Raw genomic sequence first — 21097 nt, forward strand, 5'->3', positions numbered from 1 at the left:
TGGACCTTAAAGCGTCCAGCGATAGAGCCAGGTTTCAACCTGACGCGGTGTAGAGAACTTGAGTTCAGCACGCAATTCGATAAGGTCTTTATCTTCGGGCTCTAACTCAAACGCGAGGCGATAACCATTGTTTGCCGCATTACGCGCGATGACAACATTTGAAATTACTCCACCAGAAGATTCAACCTTCGCGAGTGGTAACTCATCAGGCATAGCGCCATTTAGATGATAATCAACGACAAACAAACGTCTAGGGGTCGCTTTAGCAATGTCAGCACGACCACTTGCAGTACGACTTACCACGACAGAATTGGTTTTCGCAACTGGTTCATCGCCCCAGCTCATGCGATAAGCGAAGTGATATTCGCTACCAGCAGGAATAGGCTGACGCGGCTTCCAGAAGCTCACAATATTATCATGAATTTCTGATTCTGTTGGAATTTCTGTCAGAACAACCGCACCTTGTCCCCAGTTGCCCACAGGCTCAATCCATAAACTTGGACGACGCTCATACTGGGCTTCAAGATCCTGATAAGAGGCATAGTTACGTTCACGCTGTATAAGACCAAAGCCTTGTGGTGAGTTATCAGAAAACGCACTCACCTGCAATTGACGTGGATTTGCCAATGGACGCCATAGGTGCTCACCGCGGCCGTTGAACATCAATAAACCGTCTGAATCATGGACTTCAGGTCTAAAGTCATCGGTATCGTGGCGACCGTTTAATGAATGCAGGAACATGCTGGTGCTAGGTGCCAGTCCAACTTTATTTAATTCGACACGAGGGAATAAGGTCGCTTCAACGTCGATTTGGGTGTTATCACCTGGACGTACCGAGAATCGGTATGCACCTGCAACACTCGGGCTATCGAGCAACGCATGTACCACGATCAGATTACTGTCGTAGGATGGACGTTCAACCCAAAAAGCGCGAAAAATCGGAAACTCTTCACCTTCTGGATCAGCAGTTTTTAATGCTAAACCACGGGCAGATAAACCATAAGAGTTACCTTTACCTAAGGCGCGGAAATAACTCGCGCCTTGGAACACCATCAACTCGTCAAAAATACCGTTAGTGTTTAATTGGTTATGGATACGAAACCCTGAGTAGCCGATATCATCATTAGGTAATGCTTGAGAGATAACCTCACCCGCAGTGAAATACTTAGGCTCATAAGCTAAGTGGGTCGCTTGGTTTGCTTCAACGATGGCAATTTCAATTAAATCTTGAAAATAAAACCCGCGGTGAAACATTTGCATTTGAAACGGTAAACCTTGATCGCGCCAAATTGACGATACTGGGTTAAAACGAATATCGCGGTATTCATCATAGGTTAACTTAGCAAGACCAGCAGGCAGTGGATCTTTTAACACGACATAGGGCTTAGAGGCCAATTTACGCGCCAATTTCACCACAGTTTCACCATCAAAAGTGCCTGTTTTGGTGAATCTTACTTGCGTTTTGTTTGCAGGCTGAGCAGTTGCCTTGGGTGGACTCACCACGGGCGTGGTAGGTTTATTCTCAACAGGCTTGGTCTCATCAGCAAATGCAGTGCCCGAAAAGGCGAACGCCGCGCTAAGCGCCAGTGAGCAAATGAGTGAAGAAGGTTTAAACGATTGGCAACGCAACAAGCTAACCATAGGATAGGTAACCTAAAAATAAACTAAGAAATCAACGTTTTTTATATGTACAGTGACATTTTTTTATTGCGGTTTGAGCGAAAAAAAACACCGACTGTTACACATCGCGAAAGATATCAGAAGGAGTAAAAAACTCATAAATAAAGATGCAGTTAACTCCCTTTGCACAATACTATTTAGCAATATACTTATACCTTTAAAGAATATCAAATTCGAATTAACATACCAAATTGATCTTTAAAAGTTACAAAGGCTAATAAAGTGCTGCCAAGTTCGCAGAATGAACATAAAATCAGTTAGTTTTACAAACTGGCCACCGACAATAATCTTAGGTGATAGTCGCTAATATGCGAGCCTAAGCATACAAAAAGTGATTCAGAGAGAGACTTCATTGACTTACACTCTTAACACTATCGAGGCAAAAATAGGCTGACGACTAAACCAGTCTCTTCACGGGGAGTGATGGTTAGTTGGCCTTGGTGTAAGCCAATAATATGCTGACAAATGGATAATCCCAATCCCGCACCTATACCTTCATTTTCATTGACACGGTAAAAACGCTCGGTGGCATTCGCAATTTGCTCACTTGTCATCCCTTGACCACGGTCGGCGATCTTTATTTCAACGCCTGTGGTGGTTTGCGCTGCACTAATACTAATTTCAGATTCTACTGGGCTGTATTTACAAGCATTTTCGATAATATTCTTTAAAACCACCAGCATATAAAAACGGTCACACATAATGGATAATCCGGCATCCACGTCAATATTCCACTCATATTCAGTGATCAGGGGCATCAGTTGGTTGAGCGTATCCTCCACCATAGATAACAAGGTATGGGATTGCACATTCAACTCGGCAATCGAATCGACACGAGCGAGCAACAATAATTGTTCTACTGTATGGCTCATGTGCTTAACACCAGCATCAATCGCGGCAAGGTGGATATGCTGAGCAGGTTCATCTGCGACTAATCCCTCTAACCCCTGTTGATGTAACTTAATCACAGATAATGGCGTTTTTAGCTCATGGGCGGCATCGGCACTGAAGCGGCGCTCTCTAGCAATGAAGTGTGCAATACTGCTGATATACTGATTGAGTGCCCGTCGAACTGGCACCAATTCCTTAGGCAATGACATAGCTAACGGTGTGAGATCGTTCGGTGAGCGTGCCATTAATTCCCGTTCAAGGGTTTTTAGCGGCCGAAATAGAATATAAAACAGTAAACTGACGATAAACAGGGTTAACGGTACCACAATTAATGGCACTATTACTGCGTTATGCATAATTTGCGAAACCAACTCTTGGCGCACTTCATCCTGCTGAGCCGTGATAATCCACACTTTATATTTAACAGAAAAAAAGCTGAACACATGCCACAGCTCCCCTTCGAATACTTTTTTACTATAGCCCTGCACAAATTTAGTGATCGGCTCGCGCCCAATATTGTCTGAAAAAACCAACGCCTGCCCCGCTTCACTCCAGATCTGAAACGCCAGTTTATGTTCATAGGCAAGCTTAAGTGCGTCAGCCTTTTCAGCAAAGCTACTGACTTGACTGTCCGGAACGTGGAGAACTTGAGGTTGTGATTGGGGAAGCTTAAAATCGGCTTCTTCATGGTAGAACAACTCGAGCATTTTTGCGGTTTGCAACATTTGAGCATCAAATAACTCTTCAATTTGATGCTTCGCATCACGAGTGCTAAACCAGCTTGAAATCCCTACTGAAACCGAAATCCCCGAGAGCATTAGCAAGGTTAATAGCAAGCGTAAAGAGTACACATCCAGCACCTTGAGTCGATTCAACCCGTTATCCCCGTCGTTTGTATGAGTGTAAACCTGTCTTATAAAGCAGTTACTTCATACCGATAAACGTCGAGTTTGTCACTTAAATCCTTGCATAAATTGCAAGATGGCTAATTCAGTTCCGTAAGGGTGTAGCCAATTCCGCGCACGGTCTTAATTAACTCATTAGCTAATTTTTTACGTAAATGATGAATATGTACTTCGATTGAATTACTGCCCACCTCATCCCAGCCATAGGTGAGTTGTTCAAGCTGATTACGGGTTAACACTCGACCAGCCGACTGAGCAAGTTCGAGTAATAATTGAAATTCTCTGCGTGAAAGGGGCACATTTTGATCGCGAAAAATCACTTCTCGCGTGTTGAGATCAATACTTAATGCACCAATATTTAAACTGTTATGGTCTAGACCATATTGACGGCGCACAATTGCCCTTATACGTGCCGCCAACTCACGCACATCGAAGGGCTTACCTAAATAATCGTCGGCTCCGACATCTAGGCACTCTAATTTAGTATCAAAATCGGTATTCGCGGTCAGCACTATGGTGGGAATCGATACACCCTGCGAACGCCATGTTTTAAGGAGTTCTTTACCATTACCGTCGGGAAGGCCTAAATCAAGCACAATAGCGCTAAAGGTTTCATTTTTTATTCCCACTAACGCCTGCTGATAGCTACTTAAGTGATCCACCTGCATGCCCATTTTGGCAAGGTTGAGGCAAATTCCCTGGGCCAGTAACTCATTATCTTCCACTAACATGATACGCATGATGATGCCCTATCGAAAAAGACTAAACTGAACCGATTGCTCGGTTAAAAAGGCTTCTGCCTGCTCACCCTGCAACATTGCCATGGTGGCGAGCATTCCCGCGGTAACGCAATTGGGTCCAAGAACGGTCACCGACCGTGGCGCACCGCGTACAGGATATCCGGTTCGTGGATCAATGATATGCCCATAACGCCTGCCATCGACCTCAATAAAACGCCTTGTGTCACCACTCGTCGCTAAAGCACCTTGTGTAATAGCGAGCACTTTGGCTGCACAATCAAGGCGATGCGGATCTTCAATCCCCACCTGCCATGGGACTGAATGCGCTACAGGACAAGCAATATCACCGCCAAAATTCACTAATACCGAAATCTTAGGGTAGGATTCCGCCAGTTCATAGGCCACGCTGTCAACCGCGTATTCTTTTGCAATCCCCCCCACATCAAGTTGCATACCCGTGGGGATTTTTAGCTCGTGTGAATTAAATTCAAGGCGTTCAAATCCCACTAAAGATCGCGCTGCGGCGATATCAGCCATTATGGGCAGAGTGGCGTCCGGAGTAAAACGCCACACTTGCATCAATGGACAAGCAGAAATATCAAATAGCCCGCCACTAAGCTCAAAGCATTGTTTCGCAAAGGATAAAAGTTGCCAGGTTTCTTCATCGATAGTCACTGGTTTGCCTTGAGCATGATTCAACTGCCACAGGTAATTACCTTCAATAAAACGGCTGTATTTTTGCTCGATGCGAGACGCCTCCCGAGCTGCCATATCGAGCATATCGTAGGCAATACTCTCATCATGACTGGCAATGAGTAGCTCGCATGGGCTGGCCATTGCCCTAAATTCCCCCAAGAATCCCCAATCACGGCGCAGGAGTCGATATGGCGCACTTGGAGAAAATGATGGCATTTCGCATTCCTTATGGTGGCGCTTAATGTGGCTTCACCAATGACAGGGTTAAATACAAGTCTTACATACAGGAACTGGGCAACTCAGTTGCCCAGTTCAAACCGTAATAACGTGAACTAATTAGCACAGTTTAGCTTTAAAAAGAATAACTAAACTGTGCAGTAATCGCCTTTTGAGTCGGGAACAGATCATAGTTTTGCAACTGACCAGGGAGCTCGGTGCCATTGTTTTTCGGATCTTGTTGATAGTATTCCAAGCGGTATGTCATCTCATGTCCGCCTGACAAACGGTGACCAAACTTAACCCCTACCGTATAGGCGCTCATATCCCCAATGCGGTAATCAGCACTAGCAAACTCAGGCAATGGTGACTCCGCCATCAAAAAAGGTTGATAGAAATTCACCGCAGCTTGTTGATAATAACGAAGATGCAACTGACCATAAAAACTGCCACTGAAGTAATAACGATAATGGGTTTCTAAGGTGTGTGAGGTTAAATCCCAATCATCGGTAGTATAGCGATAGGAAAAATCGACCACTCCCGAATCGAGCGCGCCTTTAGTCATCATATAAAAACTGTGTTTTAAGCGTGAATCTGGACGATTCTCGTAGACGATATTCTCGGTCGTACCGTTATTGTCTACGACACTTAAGACTTTATAAGGATCGGTTAAATAGCCACTGACACTCGATAAACCATAGTTTGCTTGCAATAACCAACGCTGATTAAGAATTTGAGTGATACCCAACATCAAATCAGCAGTTTGTTTATTATCGCTACTAGTTTGGCGAGTGGCATCAAATGCACTGCGATAAGCTTCATCGCTGGTAAAGTTATCGCGGATCGCCATCGTTGATAACGCTACAGGCCTGCCACCAACAGGGTCAACCACATCGAAGCTATATGAGGTGCCTAAAAACAGCGTGGTGTTGTCCTTATTAAAGCCACGCTCGACACCTGCATTAATCCCCATCGACATATAGTCGAATTCCTTAGAAGCATAAACACCGCCATTGACCTTCCAATCGGGATTCAGTACCTGCGACCAGTTCGCATTTGCCTGCACTCGAGTGTCGTGGAAAGTATCATCCAGCGGGGTTTCTCCCGCTGCTACGGTATATTGGCCATTGCCTGAAGGACGGGTAAAGGTTTGACTGTTACTTTGAGCGACAGCGCCCGAGGCCGAGGCCCCCGTTAAGCTATCAACCACCAGCTTAAGGTCAAGTACACTGTCATCGCCAAAGTTTTTCTGTGCCGTACCTATGGCTTCTATCGCTTGAACTCTGTCCTGTTCACCGTAATACATGAGTGCGGCATCAACTTTCCAGTCATCGATATTTTTCGCGAGCTCGGTTGCGTGACCATTGGACGCGAACAACCCACAACTGGCTAAGGCTAACGCGCTAGCGATCTGTTTTGTCTGCGGTTTTAGTTGCACAATTTGCGAGTCATTTTTGTCTAACTTATTGTTCTTATTTGTCATGGCTGACAACACCTTTATGTCACTGAAGCTTATTTAGACGAAAACCTAAGGTATTAACGATTATTAAATTAAGGTTTAGTTACAACCGCATCCACCACCAGCAAAAGCTCGGCCACCACTACTACCTTCTTTACTGAAGTAAATATGATCATCTAACGCCTGATCTAACTTTTCGCTATCAAGCGCCATATCACTACGCGCAAACTGCCCTCTTTCCCACGGCTCACCCCCTAAGCTTGAACAACCACTCACTCCTAGCATCACTAACGAGACAGCAACTAATGTGATTTTGCGCATAGATCACTCCTTCAAAAGATTCACCAGTTCTTGTTCATAATCGGCAATATTGTCTTGGTAAAAACCGACATGCTGATTTACTAACTTGCCTTGGCGATTAAAGATAAAACTACTGGGCATACCCAATAAATCGAAGCTACGTGCGACATCGCCTTCAGGATTAAAGCGCACCGTAAATTGGGCTGGTACTTGCTTTAAAAATGCATCGGCAAGGGCTTTGTCGGTATCAAGGTTAATGGCTACCACCGCTAACCCTTGCTCTTGATACTTTTGCTGCATGGTATTCATCCAAGGAAAAGACTTACGGCAGGGTCCACACCAAGAGGCCCAAAAATCGACGTAAACGACTTTTCCTCTAAATTCATTCAGTGAAACAGTTTGATTTTGTGCATCAAAGACAAGGTGTTCAAGTGAAGGAGCGGCAAGTACGCTTGCACTAAATAACCTGAGCTTCGGATAAGAATTTAGCTCCCAAAAGGAACTAAATGCTCGTTCCCTGATCCGATCATTCGACCAAGAGTGATTAGAAAAAGGAACGAGCATGAACAAACTAGTTGAAACTTACTGTGATGTCGATGATTTCTGTCAGTTATTTATCCCACATTGGCAACGCTTATTGCTTGATAATGGTGAAATGAAGCGTAATAGACCTTGTCGCCTTTCTCCCGCAGAAGTGATGACCATTATCATTCATTTCCATCAATCACATTACCGAGATTTCAAAAATTATTATCTGCACTATGTTTGTCGCCAGCTAAAACCCTATTTTCCAGAGTTGTTGAGCTACACTCGTTTCCTTGCATTAATGCCTAGCGTCGTTGTCCCTATGTGTAGCTATCTGACTTCAAAGCTTGGAAAGCCAACGGGAATTCAGTTTGTCGACTCCACTAAAATTGAAGTCTGTCATATTATTCGAGCGAAGCGAAATAAGGTTTTTGAAGGCATTGCCGAACATGGAAAGGGAACTATGGGCTGGTCGTTTGGATTTAAACTGCATCTTATTATCAATCACTTGGGTGAAATTGTAGCGTTAAAACTGACGAAAGGTAATGTCGATGACAGGCAACCTGTCAGTGAAATGGCTGAGTCTCTTTTTGGTAAGCTTTATGGTGATAAAGGCTATATTAGCCAAGCCCTAACAGGTGAGCTTTTGGAAAAGGGCGTTGAGTTAATCACCACAGTTCGTAAGAACATGAAGAAAAAGTTTATTTCTCTATGGGATAGAGCAATCTTAAAAAAGCGATTCATCATTGAAACAGTGAATGACCAATTGAAGAACATTTCCTATATTGAACACTCAAGACACCGCAGCGAGCATGGGTTCATGCTCAATCTACTTGGTGGATTGATTGCATATTGTTTAAAAGAAGAAAAGCCATCGTTAAATCTAACAGCTCAGGAGCTTGAACTGTTAGATAGCTCTAATTTAGTGCTGGCTTAACCAGATCTGAGGTTAAATAATCCGAGGAACAACACGAGTTTTTTCATAGGCTATCCATTTATCACAATACAGTTCGAATTTATTAACTGAATCTTAAGGTTTGCTTAAACTTAAAAAGAATAAATAAAGTCTTTATGCCACATGGACATCTGAGCCATCAATTGGTTGGAAAGTGAGCTCTAACGGCAAAAATGTTAAAAGTGAGACATTTTGTCCCATTAGCAAAATCGAAATTAGATCTGAATCATGTTAATTTAATGTCAAAATCAGTTTAATCACATCTCTGAAAAATTCTTGATATGCATCAATAATTTTCTAGTGCCTAGCGCCTAAACTGCATGTGTCAATTATGTAAACCCTTAACAATTTACATTCCAACAACAAAAGGTTGACCCATGGACACACATGCAGCCCTCTATGAACAGGGAAAGGCGCGCTTAGATGCGTTGCGCCAATTAGCTCCCCGTCAACAGCAGACATTACTCGATAAATTACAACAACATGGCATCACACGCCGTGACTTCATGAAATGGAGTGCGATGGTAACGGGTATGCTCGCCCTACCACTCCCCTTTAGTAACTTAGTTGCAGAGGCCGCCGAATTAGCCGACCGTGTACCCTTAATTTGGTTACATATGGCTGAATGTACTGGCTGCTCCGAATCCTTAGTTCGTGCCGACACCCCCAACCTAGATTCGCTGATCTTCGATCATATCTCCTTGGAATATCACGAAACCTTGATGGCAGCTGCGGGTTGGCAAGCAGAGGAAAACCTCGAGCACGCCTTAGAAACCTACAAGGGTCGCTACCTGCTCGCGGTGGAAGGCGCGATACCGACCGCCAATAACGGCAGCTTCTTGACCGTGGGCTGTAAAGGCCATACAGGCTTAGAAATTATCAAACATGCCGCCGAAGGCGCCGCAGCGATTATCTCTGTGGGCACCTGTGCATCCTTCGGTGGTGTACAAGCCGCCTACCCGAACCCCACAGGGGCTAAGGGCGTGCACGAAGTTGTAAGCAAACCCGTGATTAACTTAGGCGGTTGCCCACCAAGTGAAAAGAACATTGTCGGTACTTTGATGTACTTCATCATGTTCGGCAAATTACCTGCACTGGATATGTTCAATCGTCCAAAATGGGCTTATGGCGCACGGGTACATGATAACTGTGAACGTCGTGGCCGTTTTGATGCCGGTGAATTCGTTGAAGAATTTGGCGATCACGGTGCAAAAGAAGGCTACTGCCTCTATAAAGTGGGCTGTAAAGGACCTTATACCTATAACAACTGCCCCACTGAACGCTTCAATCACCATACCAGTTGGCCTGTGTTAGCTGGTCATGGTTGTATGGGCTGCTCAGAACCTAATTTCTGGGACGATATGGCTGACTTTGAAAAACCCCTTGGTCGTCAACTGCTCCATGGATTGGATGCAACCGCAGACACCGTCGGTGCGGTGATTTTAGGCGCGACTGTCGTCGGCATTGGAGCCCACGCTGTTGCCAGTATTTTTGCCAAGCCGCTGGAGGAATAACCCATGAGCAAGCGCGTTGTTATCGACCCTATCACCCGTATCGAGGGTCACTTACGTATCGAAGTTGAAGTTGATGAGAATAATGTCATCAACAAAGCATGGTCATCCTCTACGTTATGGCGTGGTATTGAAGTTATTCTCAAAGGCCGTACGCCTATGGACGTGGGCCTCATTGTGCAACGTATCTGTGGTGTATGTACTTATTCGCACTATCGCTGTGGTACCGAAGCGGTGGAAAATGCTTTAGGGATTCAAATTCCCTTGAATGCAAAGTATCTTCGCTCGCTAATGCAAACATCGCTCTATATGCATGACCATATAGTGCACTTCTATCATCTCCATGGCTTAGATTGGGTTGATGTGGTTTCAGCACTCAGTGCAGACCCCGCTAAGGCCGCCCAAGTCGCCCTCAAATATACCGATAAGCCTATCGCCGCTGGCGAAGGTGAATTAAGGGCTGTGCAAGAGCGCGTAAAAGGCTTTGTAGAAACCGGAAAACTTGGTCCATTCGCCAACGCTTATTGGGGTAATGGCACCTATAAGTTTACCCCTGAACAAAACCTGATTGCTCTATCTCACTACCTTAAAGCCCTTGAAGTACAAAGGGTTGCTGCCGAAATGCTTGCAATATTCGGCGGTAAACAGCCACATCCTCAATCATTAGTTGTCGGTGGCGTGACTTCTGTACGCGATATGTTGAGCCCTGCACGTCTGCAAGAATGGAAGCAAAAACACGCAATCGTAACAGACTTTATCCTGCGTGCTTATCAAGCCGATATCGTGATGGCAGCCGAAGCCTTTGGTACTGAGCCTAGCGTGCTAGGCGGCGTCAATGTTAAAAACTTCATGGCTACCCATGACTTTGTGCTCGCTAATGGCGAATATATGTTCGACCAAGGCGTGATTATGAATGGCGATTTAGCAGGTGTGAGTGATATTAACCCTGATCTTATCGCCGAAGATGTCAGCCACGCTTGGTACAATGCTGATGCGCCGCAACATCCGTATGATGGCACCACCATTCCAAACTATACCGGCTTTGTTGAGCGGGATACGGTTTATGGCAAACTGCCAACTTTAGATGGTGATGGTAAATACTCTTGGGTGAAATCACCTCGTTATCAAGGTGAACCTGTCGAAGTGGGCCCACTGTCTTGCTTATTAGTCAGTTATGCCCGTGGCAATAAAGTGGTTGTCGATGCCGTCAATGCTTTGCTTGCACGCACAGGTCTCCCAGTAGAAGCACTCTTCACTACCCTAGGCCGTACGGCTGCGCGGATGCTGCAAACCGTGATCGTCGCGCAGGAAGGCCTGAAAACCTTCGATGCCTTGTTAACAAATATTCAGTCAGATGAAACCACCTATGTGAAACCCCATATCGATCCAAGTAAAGAGTATGTGGGTCACGCCATGATTGAAGCGCCCCGCGGCATGCTAAGCCACTGGATCCGAATCAAAAATGGTGTCATTGAGAACTATCAAGCCGTGGTGCCTACTACCTGGAACGCAGGTCCCGTGGATGCTAATGGCAAGATAGGCCCCTATGAAGCCTCACTGATTGGTTTGAAACTGGAAGATCCCACTAAACCCCTTGAGGTGATACGTATTATTCACTCATTTGACCCTTGCATGGCGTGTTCTGTACACGTGATGGATTTTAAAGGTCAGGCATTGAGCGAGTTCCGTGTCAGCCCCAATGGTCAATAACAACGAGGGAGGGAACGCAACATGAACCATTCTGAAACCCGCATTCGGACACTGGTTTTTAGTCCTGCGATACGGATTTTCCACTGGTTACGGGCACTGACTATTTTAGTGCTGGTGATCACCGGATTCTATATTGCTTGGCCGTTTCTTGTGGCGCCCGAAAGTACGGATGTATTAGTACAAGGTTGGATCCGTTTTGCCCATTTGATCTGCGGTTTTATCTTAACCGCAGTCACCTTGGCTCGCTTCTACTTGTATTTTTTCAGTCGTAGCGATATCGAGCGACGCTCGTTTCGTGATGTGATGAGCATTAAGAGCTGGATTACCCAACTAAAATCTTACATTTGGATGGGACATTTACATAAAGCTGGCGTTTACGGGCCACTGCAATTTGTGACCTATGTAGCAATCTCCTTTGTTGCGCTTGTGATATGTATTACTGGTCTCGTACTGTATGCCAATGTCTACCATGAAGGTTTAGGTGGCATGCTTTGGAGCAGTGCAGCTTGGATCACCGCACAAATGGGCGGGCTGGCACAGGTGAGAATTTGGCACCACTACCTCACTTGGGCATTCGTTATCTTTGTGGTTATCCACGTCTATATGGCGGTTTGGTCAGGGATACGCTTCAAACATAACTCAGTTGACTCAATTGTCTCTGGTTACGACTACCCGAAACCAGACTCACACCACTAGGAGTCCAATGAAGATATTGCTACTGGGTATTGGCAATGTCCTGTACGCCGATGAAGGCATCGGCGTACATTTTGTCAATTACATCACTGAGAATTATCAGTTTACACACGAGTCCCATCAGCTCGAGATGCTCGATGGCGGCACCTTAGCCCAGGGACTCATTCCGATTATTTGCCAATACGATTATTTGATCGTGGTCGATACTGTCAATGCCAATGGCGTCGAAGCGGGTGAGGTCTATTTCTTCGACTTTGATAAAGCCCCGCAGGAAATTGACTGGCAAGGCAGCGCCCATGAAGTCGAAATGCTACAAACCCTAAACATGATGGAAATGGTTGGCGACAGGCCAAAAACCTTTGTATTAGGTGTTACTCCAACCGTGCTTGAACCTATGACTCTCGGCCTCACCCCCAAAGTTGCATCCGCAGTTCCTTTGATGGAGCGCACCCTGTTATCCCACTTAGCCTCCCTTGGATTCACTGCGACACGCATTGCCGATCATAGTATCGACTCGCTGATCCCCGACTCCTATAAACGTGGTGTCACTCTTGGTGAAAATATAGAAGATGAAAAACATCAGATTTGATTTTACCTGCTCACGTCAGGTGCCCTTATATGCGCATTTATGTAATCAATACCTAAATTATGATGCGCTGAATATTAGCATTGGTTGCGACAACCACAATGATTTTGGTCCACAAACCTATTTTATTGAAGCCCAAGGTGAACAAGCGCTGCTAGAGCAATTGGCCGATGCGATTGCCGCTGACTTTTTAATGTCTGTTTGGTTGGTTGACTCAGGCATTAAAGTTATCGATGAGCCACAAGGCCAGCGCACCTTATTGGAGACTCATGATCCCCAAATGGATAAATCGGTTGCCGCTTTTTGCCAGCAATGTTATCCCCTGTTTGGCGATAATCAAGCGGCGCAATTTGGTGCTATTGATTTAACCTGTTCCTGTTGCCACGGTGAAACCCGCTTAACCCCTGCCCAAAAAGCCCTCACGCTAACCGATCTTAAAGCCATGGCTGAGCAGTTAATAACCCAAGGCTCATTAGCGTTAAGCTGTGAAGGTATAGCGCTAAGCTTAGAACCGTTTGCTCGCGATGCCAGCAGACCACAACTGCTGATCTGTAATCCAAACACCTTAAATGCACATTTTTGCTTAAAGGATCATCAAGTCGTTGCGCTATCCAGCATTGAAAAACCGCTTATTTGCGCAAGACCCATTCAAGATCACCAAAAACTATTTGCGCCGCTATACGATATTTGTTTTGGCTATAGTCGCGTGGTAGCGGTCCTTAGCGAAATTTTGCGGCAAAAAGGAATTGATTGGGTTTATCTTCAAGGTCAGCACCATAGGCCCAAATTAGCTTGGGTTGATGGCGCATGGGCCCAGTTGTCCCACCAAGATGGAGATAATGCTAATAACATCAGCAAACATTTCAATGCGCCGGAGCCGTTAAGGGAAGACATTCGCTTTCTCGGTTTTAAAGCACAATGGCAAGCGCATAAAAAAACACGCTCGCACCAAGGCACGCTTAGCGTACAAGTCTTATCCTCAGTAGAGAGTGAGACGAATTACGAAGGTGATCAAGAAGATCATACGATTACCGATGCAGCGCTCTTTGCTGCACTGCTAAATGGTAAATTTACCAGCCATAAGCAAGCCAAAAATGCGGCGGTGATTTACTTAAGCCATGCTCATCCGAGCCAAATTGTCACCTGCGATAATAAAGGCGACACTTCACTGTTTTTTGCCCTGCCCGAACTGCCCGACAATGGTTACGAGATTTTCCATTGCCTCGACAGCAGTCCACAAAAAGCCGTCGCGCAAAAATTTAAGAGCTTGTTTCCAGAAGACTACTTAAAGCTGCTGAGCCTAAAACTTAACGGCAGACGCGATAATCTTCAGAGCCTATGGGCAATTGCCGCGATATTGATTGGTTTGAATCCGCAGGAAGAAACCCAGTCACAAGACTATTTGAGCGATGCTCTCATGGCAGCGGCCATGCGTTATCAGGGAGCGAATGCACCGCGCATCGATTACCCTCTCACCAAAGGCGAAGCCCATCGGAGCCTTAATTGGTGCAAAACCCTTGGCACACTACTGAGCTTTAGAGTGGCTGGCCACAGCGACCCAAGCCAACTGGCTTTTGCGATGCAGGACTCCCTCGCCGATTACCTTGCTAATTGGCTTGAGCATATAGACTTAAATATTGGAGTACAGACAATTGCTTTAGCGGGTAATGAGTTAGCTAACGAAACCCTCTGTAAACGCATGAGTTTACGCTTAGGTAAAAACTTCCCGTTACTGGTCAATCGTAGTCTCGACTTAGAGGGAGATAACCTTGCTGTAGGTGCGCTGTATGTTAAGCAGCGGCAATTAAACACCCTTGGATAAATACTTAACATTCGTGTTTGCCCCAGAGATATCGCAACATTAGAGGATAGATTGTTATCTTCTAATGTTGCGAACAAACCTAAAAGAAGACTGAAATTGAAACAAGCAGCCTCATCCGCTAACCAACAGGATATGATTGAACGTCGCCAACTGCATATCACTGGCATAGTACAAGGCGTGGGTTTTCGGCCTTTTGTCTACCGCTGGGCAACCGATTTGCAACTCACTGGCACAGTACTCAATAATGCCAAGGGCGTGATGATAGAACTGCAAGGACCGAGCGCAAAACTGGATATTTTTATCCAAGAGTTAGCAACTAACCCGCCACCACTGGCACGTATCGACCATATAACCCATGGACAGCTAGCGGTAAAATTAGCGGAGACACACTTCGAGATTGTTCAAAGCGATAGCCAAAGTGATGAAACAAAAGACCCTAGCTTAGCAGCACTCGTTGCCGTGTCGGCCGACAAAAGTACCTGCCAGGATTGCCTAGGCGATATGCGCAATCCACAGGATCGCCACTTTGGCTATGCCTTTACTAATTGCACCAATTGCGGCCCAAGATACACGATTATCAATGCCTTACCCTATGATCGCCATCATACCGCCATGGCAGATTTCGCTATGTGCCCCGATTGCGCCAAGGCCTATCAAGATCCATTAAATCGCAGATACCACGCTCAGCCCGTCAGTTGCCCAAAATGTGGCCCACACCTGAGTTTAAAAACACCTCAGGGTGAGCTAATCGCATTGACGCCCTTGCTCCACTCGCAAAACAACAGCATGGCGGTATTGGCCGCTGCGGCCAATAAGCTTGCACAAGGACACATCCTCGCCATTAAAGGGCTCGGCGGATTCCACTTGATGTGTGACGCGAGAAACAGCTTCGCAGTGAGTCAACTACGGCAGCGAAAACAGCGTAAGGCAAAGCCGCTGGCGGTAATGATGCCGAGTATTGAAAGGGCAAAACAGTACGTTACAGGCACTGAGGCGGAGTGGCAAACCTTAAGCTCGCCAGAACGGCCCATCGTATTGATGCAAGCGTTGGATGAGCATGACCTTAGCCCCGAAATCGCACCCAATATCCCCAAGCTGGGTGTATTTTTACCTTATACGCCACTGCATCACTTACTGCTTAGCCAATTTAATGGCCCGCTAGTGGCCACCAGTGCCAATGTGTCGGGCGAGCCCATTATCACCGATTGCGATGCGCTTATCAGCCAACTTGGGCATGTGGTGGATGCCATCGTCGATCATAACCGACCAATACTCAACGGCTGTGATGACAGTGTTGTGCAACTTATTCAACTGCCGAATGACAATACGCCGCAGGTGCAAGTGCTGCGTCTAGCCCGGGGTTATGCGCCATTAAGTTTTCCATTAACAGCGCCACTAACACGCTCAATCCTCGCCGTTGGAGCACAGCAAAAAAATGCTATCGCTTTCGGATTTGGTGCAAATGTGTTTTTAAGTCCGCATATTGGCGATCTTTTTAGTGTCAGTGCCGAGCAGTATTTCGAGCGCACCTTAGGCACCTTCGCCCGCCTGTATCATTTCAGTCCAGAGCTGATTGTCCATGATAAGCACCCAGACTATGCACCATCGCGTTGGGCAGAAGCGCAGCAACAGAAAAGCCTTGATACACAGAGTGGAGCCTCTGGTTCAATCCAAACCTTAAGCGTGCAACATCACCATGCCCACGTGCTTAGCGTCATGGCCATCAATCAATATCAAGATCCGGTATTAGGCTTTAGTTTTGACGGTACTGGTCTTGGCGATGATGGCAGTCTCTGGGGCGGTGAAGTGTTATTGACCTGGTTAGACAAAGCTGAGCGCTTAGCCCATTTTGAAGCCATCTCCCTACTGGGCGGTGAGCAAGCAATAAAACAGCCTGTGCGATTATTACTGGCACTGCTGTTTGAACAAATGAGTTTAGCGGCGGTACAAACCTTAGATTTACCGATCCTAAAAAGCCTGACACCCTTAACGTTAAGCAATTTGCACCGGATCTGGCAAAGTGGCAATACGATTAAAAGCTCATCGGTTGGCCGATTATTTGATGCCCTCGCCTGCGCCTTAGGATTGATTGACACCACACAATTTGAAGGCCAAGCGGGCATGCTGATAGAAGCCGCAGCAAGACGCGCCGATAAACAACATCTACCACCACTTATCCTCAATTTACCACTGAGTTCATCAGAGGATGACCCGCAACAAATGCAAGTTTGGTGTAGTAGCCAACTGTTTAAACAGCTTATCGTGCACATCACTGAGGCGCCACTTTCCTCCCACAGGCAAAGCATTATCGCCCGCGCGTTTTTACATAGTCTTGGAGATGCTATTTGTAGTTATGCTGCGCGCTATCCATCACTGCCCATTGCGCTATGTGGCGGAGTATTTCAAAACCAATATCTGCTCGAATATTGCCTCAGTAAACTTCATCTCCAAGGCAATACCGTGCTCCCCAACAAACATATCCCCGTTAACGATGGCGGTATCGCCCTTGGCCAGCTTTGGTATGGAATTCATCAAGAGGCAATGGATAAAAACCACAAATAAACCGCTGCTATGACATATCTTCGTAGAGCTTGATATGCGCCGTGACCAAATGGCCAAAATCTGATTGATCAGGGTCAAAACGACCTAATAACCTGACGAACATCAAAGATTCCTTTAAGGATTTGTATCACACTTAACATTAGCGTAATCAAATTAACCCTATTCGATAGCATCACCATATTGTTCGGACAACAGCTCAAATCTGTGACGAGAACAAGGAGAATGACAAGATGTGTAAAGACTGCGGCTGCTCTCTACCCCGCCACTCTGCGATTCAACAAGGGCATGATCACCATACAGGTCATTCCCACGAACACAGCCATAAACATCAGGAATTGCATACCAATCCTCAGCTTAACGATAAAAAAACCTTGTCGGTGATCCATAAAATTCTCGATAAAAATGACGTAGAAGCTGCCCACAACCGAGCCCATTTCGAGGCTCACCATATTACCGCCTTCAATCTAATGAGTAGCCCAGGTAGCGGCAAAACGACCTTGCTTGAGCACTTAAAAGAGTACACAAAACTTAATTACGCCGTTATTGAAGGCGATTTAGAGACCTCCCGTGATGCTGACCGCTTAATCGCAAAGGGCATTACAGCCCATCAAATTCAAACTGGCAGTGCATGCCACCTTGACGCCTTTATGGTGCATGGTGCTTTGCATCACTTGCCGCTGGAAGGGTTAGATATTTGCTTTGTGGAAAACGTGGGCAACCTCGTCTGCCCCGCCAGTTATGATGTGGGCACCCATAAAAATATCGTGCTGCTCTCCGTTCCCGAAGGCGATGATAAGATTGAAAAATATCCAGTAATGTTCCGCCGTGCTGACCTGGTTCTGATCACAAAATGTGACCTATTACCCTACTTCGATTTCAGTGTCGACGAGGCCAAAGCCCAGCTTAAAAAACTCAATCCCGACACTCAAATACTCGAAGTCTCGATTAAAAATGGCGATTCCATGCATGCCGTTGCCGCTTGGCTAAATGAAAATCTGCGCCGAAACACTGTGGGAGAGTCACAATAATGTGCCTATCAATCCCCTCACAAGTGGTAGCAGTTGATAACGAGCGCCAATCTGTAACCGTCGATACCTTAGGCGTAAGACGCGATGTCAGCAGCCATCTTATGACTGAACCCTTGGCTATTGGTGATTATGTGCTCATTCATATCGGTTTTGTGATGAATAAAATTGATCGCAATGATGCTCTGCAAAGCCTTGAATTATATCAAGAGATAGTCGCAAAACTTGAAAATGAAACCACGCATTAAGCAACAGCCGCAGTTGTAAACGATCACAAACCACAGACGATACACTGCGACAAGGATTGAACATGCTTGAATTAAAACAACTTTATCAAGGCTTTCGCGATCCCCAAACCATTGCCTCGCTTGCAAAGGATATTGCCCAGGTCGCTCACTCACTCGATCAACAAATCAACATTATGGAAGTGTGTGGCGGCCATACCCACACCATAATGAAATACGGCTTACTGGATTTGCTGCCGGATAACATTGAGTTTATCCACGGCCCCGGTTGCCCTGTATGCATTATGCCTAAAGAGCGGATCGATCAAGCCGCAGTGCTTGCCCAGCAGGAAGATGTGATATTAGTGACGCTAGGCGATATGATCCGCGTCCCCGGCTCCCAAGGTTCACTTGCCAGTTTCAGAGCCAAAGGCTGTGATATTCGGCCTATCTATGACCCTTTAGACACGCTCAAAATTGCCCGTGATAATCCAAATAAAACCGTGGTGTTTTTCGCCATTGGATTTGAAACTTCCACCCCAATGACGGCAATATTGTTGCAACTGGCAGAGCAGGAAAAGCTGGCGAATTTGTTTTTTCATATCAACCATGTATTAGTCCCACCCGCAATTGATGCCGTGATGCACGATCCTAATGCGAGGGTCAATGCCTTTATTGGCCCAGCACACGTCAGCGTGATCAGTGGCGCCAAAATCTATCGCCCTGCCGTAGAGCAATACGGCACACCGGTAGTGGTTTCAGGTTTTGAGCCCGTGGATGTCATGGAGTCTATCCTGCGCATCGTGCGTCAAAAGGCCGCAGGCAAGGCAGAACTCGATATCCAATACAGCCGCGCTGTATCTGAGCAAGGTAATCTTGCCGCACAGGCAAAAGTTGAACAGTTTTTCCAGATCAGACCGCAATTTCGTTGGCGCGGGCTTGGACCAATCCCCAACTCTGCGCTGCAATTAAGGGATGAATACGCACACAGGGACGCAGAGCTGCGCTTTAAAGACAGATTGCCCGTCAAAGAGATTGATGATCATAAGGCTTGCCAGTGCGGCGATATTCTACGTGGACTCGCCAAACCGAAGGACTGCAAAGTCTTTGGCCGCGGCTGCAATCCCGAAACCCCTCTCGGTAGCTGCATGGTCAGCTCCGAAGGCGCTTGTAATGCTTATTACCGCTATCAAGGCATCGATAGCAAGGAGCAACATCATGGCTGATGTATCAACCAAAGAGAAAGCGATTCAACTCAGCCACGGTGGTGGCGGTAAAGAGATGAATAAACTCATCCGCGATCTGTTTTTTGCCGAATTCGATAACCCGATTTTGCGTAGCGAAGAAGACGCCGCAAAACTTGAATTACAGGGTGCGACGGCCTTTACGACGGACTCTTTCACTGTATCTCCGTTGTTTTTTGCCGGTGGTGATATCGGTAAGCTGGCGATTGCTGGCACTGTTAACGATCTCGCCATGATGGGTGCTGAGCCTCAATATTTAAGCTGTAGCGTGATCATCGAAGAAGGTTTTTCGCTCAAAGACTTAACCACAATTGTACGCAGTATGGCCAAAGAGCTGAAACAAAGTGGGGCTAGAATTGTTTGTGGCGACACCAAAGTAGTACCTAAGGGCTGCGCCGATGGCTTATTTATCAATACATCAGGCATTGGGCGTATTTTACGTCCGAATATCTCGGCGGCCAATGTCGCGCCCGGCGATGCGATTATTGTCTCCCGTGATGTCGGCTGCCATGGCGCGGCTATTTTGATGGCGCGTGAGGGTCTTACCCTCGAGTCCACGCTACAAAGCGATTGTGCCACGCTCTGGCCAGTCGTGGAGCAATTGATCGCTGCTAATATTCCACTGCATGCTATGCGCGATGCCACCCGCGGCGGGCTCTCTGCCGTATTAAATGAATGGGCCGTTGCCGCCAATGTAGGCATCACAGTTAATGAGGCGAGCATCCCGGTTTGTGATGAGGTCAAAGGCTTGTGTGAACTCTATGGCTTTGAGCCAATGGATTTAGCCAATGAAGGCACCTTTATCCTGGCCGTTCCCAACGATATCGCCCTTGGTGCGTTAGAAATTATGCAACGATTTGGTCACTGCGAGCAGGCGGCCATCATCGGTACCGTCAGCGACGAATTACCCGGAAAAGTGATCTTAAGAACGCCATGGAATACCAAACGTTACTTAGACTTGCCTCAAGGTGAATTGCTACCAAGGATTTGTTAATGCACGAGTATTCTATAGTAAGCGCCTTAATTGAACAGTGCGAGCAACATGCACGGGCAAATCAAGCAACTAAAATTACTCGGGTAGCAATCAAACTCGGTGTAATGAGCGGTGTCGAACCCACCCTACTTCAAACGGCGTTTGAGACCTTTAAACTCGATGGGATCTGCCGCGAAGCCGAGCTTTGCATGACACTACAGCCACTAGTGATCAAATGTGCAGATTGCCAACAAGAGTCGGTGCTCGGTGAGCGTTCAATCGTGTGCCCCGCCTGTAACAGTTATCATACGCGGGTATTAGAGGGTGAAGATATGCTGCTGATGCAGCTCGAAATGGAGCAAGCAGAGGATATTTAATCG

At 46.3% G+C, this 21097-nt stretch carries 19 protein-coding genes; 12 read left to right on the forward strand and 7 right to left on the reverse strand.

Features of this window, described 5'->3' with window-relative positions:
- Window positions 1-6 precede the first annotated feature (6 nt).
- The 7 genes from FJD32_RS12825 to FJD32_RS12855 all read right to left on the reverse strand — a co-directional run bounded on the left by FJD32_RS12825 (window position 7) and on the right by FJD32_RS12855 (window position 7409).
- Window positions 7-1641 (reverse strand): glucan biosynthesis protein G, encoded by a 1635-nt coding sequence (locus FJD32_RS12825; RefSeq protein ID WP_037417971.1) that lies wholly within the window; start codon window positions 1639-1641, stop codon window positions 7-9.
- A 410-nt stretch (window positions 1642-2051) separates the two neighbouring features.
- A complete protein-coding gene (locus tag FJD32_RS12830; protein ID WP_037417968.1) occupies window positions 2052-3446 on the reverse strand; it encodes an ATP-binding protein in 1395 nt (464 codons plus the stop codon).
- 110 nt (window positions 3447-3556) lie between these two features.
- Complete coding sequence (locus tag FJD32_RS12835) at window positions 3557-4216, reverse strand: response regulator transcription factor (protein ID WP_037417965.1); 660 nt, start codon at window positions 4214-4216, stop codon at window positions 3557-3559.
- A 9-nt stretch (window positions 4217-4225) separates the two neighbouring features.
- Complete coding sequence (locus FJD32_RS12840; protein ID WP_140907351.1) at window positions 4226-5128, reverse strand: FAD:protein FMN transferase; 903 nt, start codon at window positions 5126-5128, stop codon at window positions 4226-4228.
- A 136-nt stretch (window positions 5129-5264) separates the two neighbouring features.
- A complete protein-coding gene (locus FJD32_RS12845) occupies window positions 5265-6611 on the reverse strand; it encodes a DUF3570 domain-containing protein (RefSeq protein ID WP_050991330.1) in 1347 nt (448 codons plus the stop codon).
- Between the two features lie 75 nt (window positions 6612-6686).
- Window positions 6687-6908: a DUF4266 domain-containing protein gene (locus FJD32_RS12850; RefSeq protein ID WP_140907352.1), complete on the reverse strand. Its 222-nt coding sequence runs from the start codon at window positions 6906-6908 to the stop codon at window positions 6687-6689.
- A gap of 3 nt (window positions 6909-6911) precedes the next feature.
- Window positions 6912-7409, reverse strand: a complete 498-nt coding sequence (locus tag FJD32_RS12855; protein ID WP_140907353.1) for a TlpA disulfide reductase family protein — start codon at window positions 7407-7409, stop codon at window positions 6912-6914.
- Between the two features lie 40 nt (window positions 7410-7449).
- On the opposite strand from FJD32_RS12855, the gene FJD32_RS12860 reads away from it, so the two are divergent.
- The 12 genes from FJD32_RS12860 (at window position 7450) to hypA (ending at window position 21094) form a co-directional block, all read left to right on the forward strand.
- Complete coding sequence (locus tag FJD32_RS12860) at window positions 7450-8349, forward strand: IS982 family transposase (protein WP_088585327.1); 900 nt, start codon at window positions 7450-7452, stop codon at window positions 8347-8349.
- 395 nt (window positions 8350-8744) lie between these two features.
- Window positions 8745-9881, forward strand: a complete 1137-nt coding sequence (gene hyaA, locus FJD32_RS12865) for a nickel-dependent hydrogenase small subunit (RefSeq protein WP_037427738.1) — start codon at window positions 8745-8747, stop codon at window positions 9879-9881.
- Window positions 9882-9884: 3 nt separating this feature from the next.
- Complete coding sequence (gene hyaB, locus FJD32_RS12870; RefSeq protein ID WP_037417953.1) at window positions 9885-11588, forward strand: nickel-dependent hydrogenase large subunit; 1704 nt, start codon at window positions 9885-9887, stop codon at window positions 11586-11588.
- 21 nt (window positions 11589-11609) lie between these two features.
- Window positions 11610-12284 (forward strand): Ni/Fe-hydrogenase, b-type cytochrome subunit, encoded by a 675-nt coding sequence (gene cybH, locus FJD32_RS12875; protein ID WP_037417952.1) that lies wholly within the window; start codon window positions 11610-11612, stop codon window positions 12282-12284.
- 7 nt (window positions 12285-12291) lie between these two features.
- Complete coding sequence (locus FJD32_RS12880) at window positions 12292-12870, forward strand: HyaD/HybD family hydrogenase maturation endopeptidase (protein ID WP_037417949.1); 579 nt, start codon at window positions 12292-12294, stop codon at window positions 12868-12870.
- Window positions 12851-14689, forward strand: a complete 1839-nt coding sequence (locus FJD32_RS12885; RefSeq protein WP_088585669.1) for a NiFe hydrogenase — start codon at window positions 12851-12853, stop codon at window positions 14687-14689. The genes FJD32_RS12880 and FJD32_RS12885 overlap by 20 nt, the downstream gene beginning before the upstream one ends.
- A gap of 132 nt (window positions 14690-14821) precedes the next feature.
- Entirely contained in the window at window positions 14822-17251 is a 2430-nt protein-coding gene (hypF, locus tag FJD32_RS12890) for a carbamoyltransferase HypF (RefSeq protein WP_181159829.1), read from the forward strand.
- Window positions 17252-17481: 230 nt separating this feature from the next.
- Window positions 17482-18279 carry a hydrogenase nickel incorporation protein HypB gene (gene hypB, locus FJD32_RS12895; RefSeq protein WP_069455049.1) on the forward strand — a complete coding sequence of 266 codons (798 nt, stop codon included), beginning with the start codon at window positions 17482-17484 and terminating at the stop codon, window positions 18277-18279.
- The gene (locus FJD32_RS12900; protein WP_037417941.1) at window positions 18279-18524 is read left to right on the forward strand and encodes a HypC/HybG/HupF family hydrogenase formation chaperone; all 246 of its coding nucleotides are present in this window, start codon (window positions 18279-18281) and stop codon (window positions 18522-18524) included. The genes hypB and FJD32_RS12900 overlap by 1 nt, the downstream gene beginning before the upstream one ends.
- A gap of 62 nt (window positions 18525-18586) precedes the next feature.
- Entirely contained in the window at window positions 18587-19726 is a 1140-nt protein-coding gene (hypD, locus tag FJD32_RS12905) for a hydrogenase formation protein HypD (RefSeq protein ID WP_037417937.1), read from the forward strand.
- The gene (gene hypE, locus FJD32_RS12910) at window positions 19719-20738 is read left to right on the forward strand and encodes a hydrogenase expression/formation protein HypE (RefSeq protein ID WP_088585671.1); all 1020 of its coding nucleotides are present in this window, start codon (window positions 19719-19721) and stop codon (window positions 20736-20738) included. The genes hypD and hypE overlap by 8 nt, the downstream gene beginning before the upstream one ends.
- Window positions 20738-21094: a hydrogenase maturation nickel metallochaperone HypA gene (gene hypA, locus FJD32_RS12915; protein ID WP_088585672.1), complete on the forward strand. Its 357-nt coding sequence runs from the start codon at window positions 20738-20740 to the stop codon at window positions 21092-21094. The genes hypE and hypA overlap by 1 nt, the downstream gene beginning before the upstream one ends.
- Window positions 21095-21097 lie beyond the last annotated feature (3 nt).

It is taken from the genome of Shewanella sp. LC6 (genome assembly GCF_006385735.2).
GTDB lineage: Bacteria > Pseudomonadota > Gammaproteobacteria > Enterobacterales > Shewanellaceae > Shewanella > Shewanella xiamenensis.

Excerpts from the sequence above, each read along its gene's own strand:
- hypA (WP_088585672.1), top strand. The coding sequence starts at position 20,738 with ATGCACGAGTATTCTATAGTAAGCGCCTTAATTGAACAGTGCGAGCAA.
- FJD32_RS12825 (WP_037417971.1), bottom strand. The coding sequence starts at position 1,641 with ATGGTTAGCTTGTTGCGTTGCCAATCGTTTAAACCTTCTTCACTCATT.
- hyaA (WP_037427738.1), top strand. The coding sequence starts at position 8,745 with ATGGACACACATGCAGCCCTCTATGAACAGGGAAAGGCGCGCTTAGAT.
- FJD32_RS12880 (WP_037417949.1), top strand. The coding sequence starts at position 12,292 with ATGAAGATATTGCTACTGGGTATTGGCAATGTCCTGTACGCCGATGAA.
- FJD32_RS12845 (WP_050991330.1), bottom strand. The coding sequence starts at position 6,611 with ATGACAAATAAGAACAATAAGTTAGACAAAAATGACTCGCAAATTGTG.
- FJD32_RS12860 (WP_088585327.1), top strand. The coding sequence starts at position 7,450 with ATGAACAAACTAGTTGAAACTTACTGTGATGTCGATGATTTCTGTCAG.
- hyaB (WP_037417953.1), top strand. The coding sequence starts at position 9,885 with ATGAGCAAGCGCGTTGTTATCGACCCTATCACCCGTATCGAGGGTCAC.
- FJD32_RS12850 (WP_140907352.1), bottom strand. The coding sequence starts at position 6,908 with ATGCGCAAAATCACATTAGTTGCTGTCTCGTTAGTGATGCTAGGAGTG.
- FJD32_RS12900 (WP_037417941.1), top strand. The coding sequence starts at position 18,279 with ATGTGCCTATCAATCCCCTCACAAGTGGTAGCAGTTGATAACGAGCGC.
- hypF (WP_181159829.1), top strand. The coding sequence starts at position 14,822 with ATGATTGAACGTCGCCAACTGCATATCACTGGCATAGTACAAGGCGTG.
- FJD32_RS12835 (WP_037417965.1), bottom strand. The coding sequence starts at position 4,216 with ATGCGTATCATGTTAGTGGAAGATAATGAGTTACTGGCCCAGGGAATT.
- hypD (WP_037417937.1), top strand. The coding sequence starts at position 18,587 with ATGCTTGAATTAAAACAACTTTATCAAGGCTTTCGCGATCCCCAAACC.
- cybH (WP_037417952.1), top strand. The coding sequence starts at position 11,610 with ATGAACCATTCTGAAACCCGCATTCGGACACTGGTTTTTAGTCCTGCG.
- hypE (WP_088585671.1), top strand. The coding sequence starts at position 19,719 with ATGGCTGATGTATCAACCAAAGAGAAAGCGATTCAACTCAGCCACGGT.
- FJD32_RS12885 (WP_088585669.1), top strand. The coding sequence starts at position 12,851 with ATGAAAAACATCAGATTTGATTTTACCTGCTCACGTCAGGTGCCCTTA.
- FJD32_RS12840 (WP_140907351.1), bottom strand. The coding sequence starts at position 5,128 with ATGCCATCATTTTCTCCAAGTGCGCCATATCGACTCCTGCGCCGTGAT.
- hypB (WP_069455049.1), top strand. The coding sequence starts at position 17,482 with ATGTGTAAAGACTGCGGCTGCTCTCTACCCCGCCACTCTGCGATTCAA.